Origin of the sequence: Hansschlegelia beijingensis (assembly GCF_045505405.1) — a bacterium.
Taxonomy (GTDB): Bacteria; Pseudomonadota; Alphaproteobacteria; order Rhizobiales; family Methylopilaceae; genus Methylopila; species Methylopila beijingensis_A.
On the sequence record NZ_JBJKEX010000299.1, the window covers coordinates 1 to 3776 of the forward strand.

The following is a 3776-nucleotide window of genomic DNA, read 5'->3' on the forward strand; positions in this document are numbered from 1 at the left end:
GGTGAAGAGGCCGAGAAGGTCGAACTCGCTCTCCGCGCCGAGCTCGGCCAGAACCTCCTCGGTGGGGAAATCGTCGACGCGGATCACCGCCGTCGCCGCGAGCGCCCTGAACAGCCTCGAAGGTCAGCAGGGTGGAGGCGTGGCGGGCCTTGTAGTCGCGCACCGGCTCCAGGACCTTCAGGTCCTCCCACACGCCGTCCGGCGCGGGCCCGTTCTCCTTGAGCATCCGCCGCACGGCGTCGCGAACCTCGCGCAGCTCCTGCGCCGTGCGCCCCACCACGACCCGCGCCATCACGGAGGAGGACGCCTGGCCGAGCGCGCAGGCTCGCACCTCGTGGGCGAAGTCGGTCACCGTCTCGCCGTCGAAAGCGAGATCCACCGTCACGGTCGAGCCGCACAGCCGCGAGTGCTGGGTCGAGCTCGCGTCAGGCGCGGCGAGGCGGCCGAGCCGCGGGATGTCCGCCGCGAGCTCGAGGATTCTGCGGTTGTAGATGTCGTCGATCATCGGGGCTCCCGCCCTACGCCAAGCGTTTTGATCAATCGCGTCGATTGTTCGGCGCCGTGGGTCCATTATATAAGCGGCCTCGCCGGCCCTCGCCATGATCCGTTACGGGCCTTGTGCCAGGAGTGCAGGTTGAGTTCCGCCGGTGGCGTTGAGGGGGCCGACGGTCCTCCGAAGAGGAAGCCCATGGACGCTGTCGTACAGCACCCGTTCGCACGCGTGCCCATCCCGGCCCCCAAGGGCCACCAGACCTTCCGCAAGCCCACCCGGGAGGAGGCGGAGGCCGCCGTGCGCACGCTGATCGCCTGGGCGGGCGACAATCCGAACCGCGAAGGCCTGATGGACACGCCCAAGCGCGTGGTGAAGGCCTATAGCGAGCTGTTCGGCGGTTACGCGCAGGACGCCGCCAAGGATCTCGAGCGGGTGTTCGAGGACGTGCAGGGCTACGACGACATGGTCGTGCTGCGCGACATCCCGTATTTCTCGCATTGCGAGCACCACATGGTGCCGTTCTTCGGCAAGGCGCATGTCGCCTACTACCCGCAGAACGGGGTCGTGGGCCTGTCCAAGATCGCCCGCGTGATCGACACCTACGCCAAGCGCCTGCAGACGCAGGAGGCGCTGACGGCGCAGATCCTGGCCGCGATCGACGAGCATCTGCGCCCGCGCGGCGTCGCCGTGATGCTCGAGGGCGAGCATATGTGCATGTCGATGCGCGGCATCCAGAAGCAGGGCGTGTCGACCGTGACCACCCAGTTCACCGGCGTGTTCCGCGACGAGCCGGCCGAGCAGGCCCGGTTCATCACGCTGGTGCGCGCCGGCCAGTCCTCGCGCTGAAGCGCCCAAGGGGCGGCGCTCGCCCGCTCCCTCTTCACAGGCGCCCTCGATCATGACCTCAAGCTTTCCGCCCCCCGGTCCTCATGAGGAGCTGGAGGAGGGGCTTCGCCTCACCCCTCGGTTCGACCGCGACGGGCTGGTGGCGGCGATCGTGACCGATGCGCGCGCGGGCGGCGTGCTGATGTTCGCCCACATGAACGCGGAGGCGCTGCAGGCCACGATCGAGACCGGGGTCGCGCACTTCTGGTCGCGCTCGCGCGGCAAGCTCTGGCGCAAGGGCGAGGAAAGCGGCCACCAGATGAAGGTGGTCGAGCTCCGGGTCGACTGCGACCAGGACGCCCTGTGGCTCTCGGTCGAGGTCGCCGGAACGGGCGCCGCCTGCCACACCGGCCGCCGCTCCTGCTTCTACCGCAAGGTCCCCGTGGGGCCCGGCGCGCTCGGGGAGGCGCTGGCGCCCGCCGACGCCGCGCGGCTGTTCGAACCCGGCTCGGTCTACAAGGCGCCCAAGGGCTAGCCGCCGTCGGCGGTGAGCTGAACGGCCGTCGGCACGCCGGTCTTCACGGCGAAGCTCTGCTGATACATGCGCCCGTCATGGCGGGCGATCGCCATGTAGTCGCCCTCCGCCAGCACGATGCGCGGGAGCGCGCCGATCGAGTCGCGGATCACGTCGCCGCCCGGCGTCAGGATCGTCCAGGAGGTGTTGCCGAGTTCGCGGCCGCCCGCGCGGTCGACGAGCTTCAGCGTCACCGACGCGGCCCTGTGGTGAACCTGGGCGTTGACGAGCTTGCCGGGCGGGACCTGCAGGTCGACCTCGACGATGGCGTTGGCGTCGCCATAGTTGGACACCACGTGGTAATCGCCCGCCGGCAGGCGCAACAGCGCGCCCGGACGCACGTTATCGGCCACCTTCTGGGCCATGCCGCCTTCGTCGCGCGACAGGGTGAAGGTCACGTCGGCCTCCGGCGGCTTGGCGTCGCCCACATAGGCCGACAGCCTGACGCCGCCCGCCTTCAGCACCATCCGCTGGGTCGAGGGCTGGCGCGGACGGACGGTCACGAACTTCGCCGCGCTCGCGAGGCCATAGACCGCGTGCACGATGTAGTTCCCGGGATCGAGGTCGAAGCGCGGCTCGGCGTCGGTCGATTCGGCCACCAGAAGGTGCTCGCCATTGGCGTCCGGCTGGTCGGTGAACACGCGCCACTTGACCCCGCCCGGCACCTTGGCGCCGCCCTCGTCAAAGACCGCGGACAGGAACACCGGCTCCTTGATCACCGGAGCGATGGGCGGCGGCAAAGCCGCTTCCTTGGGCGAGGCGGGCGCGGGCGTCGTGGGCCGCACAGGCGCCGGCCCGGCGGGATCGAGCCTCGGCAGCCGAAGCCCGTCGATCACCGCGGGGTCGACCTTGTCGAGCCGCTCCGGCGAGAACATCGCCGGCGGCGGCATGCGGGGGGTCTGCTCGCGCTGAGGAGCTTCGCTGGAGGACGGGCCGATCAGGTTCATCCGGCCCGAAATCGTGCCGCCGATCAGTCCGCCGCCGGGCTCTCGCCCGGGCATGGCGGGCGAAGGCGCCCTAGCCAGCCCACGAAGGTCACCACCGCTATGGCGACCACCACGGGCACGAACACCGCCGTGACGCGGTCGACCAGCCGCTGCACTGGCGCTTTCGCGAGCTGTGCGCGCGCGACGAGACGGCCGATCCGGGCGGGCGTCGCGTCCTCGCCGACGGCGGTCGCCGTGATCGCCAGGAAGCCTGAGCCGTTGAGCGAGCCCGCGACGACAGGGTCCCCGACCGTTTTCGGAACCGGCTTGCTCTCGCCGGTTATCAGGGACTCGTCGAGCGCGCTTTCGCCTTCGAGAACCTGGCCGTCGACCGGCATGCGCTCGCCTGGCCTGACGAGCACGACGTCGCCGAGCGCCACAGCCTCCACCGAGACCTGCTCCTCGCCGCCGTCGCGGGTGCGCCGACGCGCGACGGCGGGCGTCAGCTCGCTCAGCGCGGTGAGCGCCGCGCTGGCGCCGGACGTCGCGCGTGCTTGCAGCAGGTTGCCGAGCAGGACGAAGCCCAGCACGGCGACCGACGCCTCGAAGTAGAGAGGCCCGTGACCGCCGGCGAGCAGCTGGCCGGCGCTCCAGAAGAACGCCGCGCTGGTTCCGAGCGCCACCAGCACGTCCATGTTGGCGGCGCCGCCGCGCAGCGACGCCCAGGCGCCGCGGTAGAAGCGCCAGCCGACCAGCGCCTGCACGGGCGTCGCGAGCGCGAGCTGCAGCCAGCCCGGAATGATCTGATGCGCCCCGGCCGCCATGCCGATCATCTCGATCAGGAAGGGCGCGCCCAAAACCGCCGTCATGATCAGCAGCAGGAGCGTGCGGCGTTCCTCGTCGCGCCGCTGAAGCGCGCGATCAGCCTCGGCCTGCCGCCGCGCGGCCGCGCCTGCCG

5 protein-coding genes and 1 pseudogene are annotated in these 3776 nt (G+C 70.9%); 2 read left to right on the forward strand and 4 right to left on the reverse strand.

What is annotated here, in order from left to right; all coding sequences use genetic code 11:
* Both ACIKT0_RS14665 and ACIKT0_RS14670 read right to left on the reverse strand, forming a co-directional pair.
* Positions 1 to 114, reverse strand: a 114-nt coding sequence (locus tag ACIKT0_RS14665; RefSeq protein ID WP_407106060.1) for a metallopeptidase family protein, incomplete at its 3' end; no start/stop codon positions are given.
* A pseudogene (locus tag ACIKT0_RS14670) lies at positions 101 to 505 on the reverse strand (iron-sulfur cluster assembly scaffold protein); the annotation flags it as partial. The pseudogene ACIKT0_RS14670 and the gene ACIKT0_RS14665, both read right to left, overlap by 14 nt.
* A gap of 183 nt (positions 506 to 688) precedes the next feature.
* Here ACIKT0_RS14670 and folE point away from each other — a divergent pair.
* The gene (gene folE, locus ACIKT0_RS14675) at positions 689 to 1339 is read left to right on the forward strand and encodes a GTP cyclohydrolase I FolE (protein WP_407106053.1); all 651 of its coding nucleotides are present in this window, start codon (positions 689 to 691) and stop codon (positions 1337 to 1339) included.
* A gap of 52 nt (positions 1340 to 1391) precedes the next feature.
* Positions 1392 to 1853 (forward strand): phosphoribosyl-AMP cyclohydrolase, encoded by a 462-nt coding sequence (gene hisI / locus ACIKT0_RS14680; RefSeq protein WP_407106054.1) that lies wholly within the window; start codon positions 1392 to 1394, stop codon positions 1851 to 1853.
* On the opposite strand, the gene ACIKT0_RS14685 is transcribed toward hisI, so the two are convergent.
* Positions 1850 to 2893 carry a collagen binding domain-containing protein gene (locus tag ACIKT0_RS14685; RefSeq protein ID WP_407106056.1) on the reverse strand — a complete coding sequence of 348 codons (1044 nt, stop codon included), beginning with the start codon at positions 2891 to 2893 and terminating at the stop codon, positions 1850 to 1852. The two genes, hisI and ACIKT0_RS14685, sit on opposite strands and share 4 nt — an antisense overlap.
* On the reverse strand, positions 2863 to 3776 hold a 914-nt coding region (locus ACIKT0_RS14690; RefSeq protein WP_407106058.1), incomplete at its 5' end, for an HAD-IC family P-type ATPase. The genes ACIKT0_RS14685 and ACIKT0_RS14690, both read right to left, overlap by 31 nt.

Coding starts and splice junctions, on each gene's coding strand:
- folE (WP_407106053.1), top strand. CDS start 689: ATGGACGCTGTCGTACAGCACCCGTTCGCACGCGTGCCCATCCCGGCC.
- hisI (WP_407106054.1), top strand. CDS start 1,392: ATGACCTCAAGCTTTCCGCCCCCCGGTCCTCATGAGGAGCTGGAGGAG.
- ACIKT0_RS14685 (WP_407106056.1), bottom strand. CDS start 2,893: ATGCCCGGGCGAGAGCCCGGCGGCGGACTGATCGGCGGCACGATTTCG.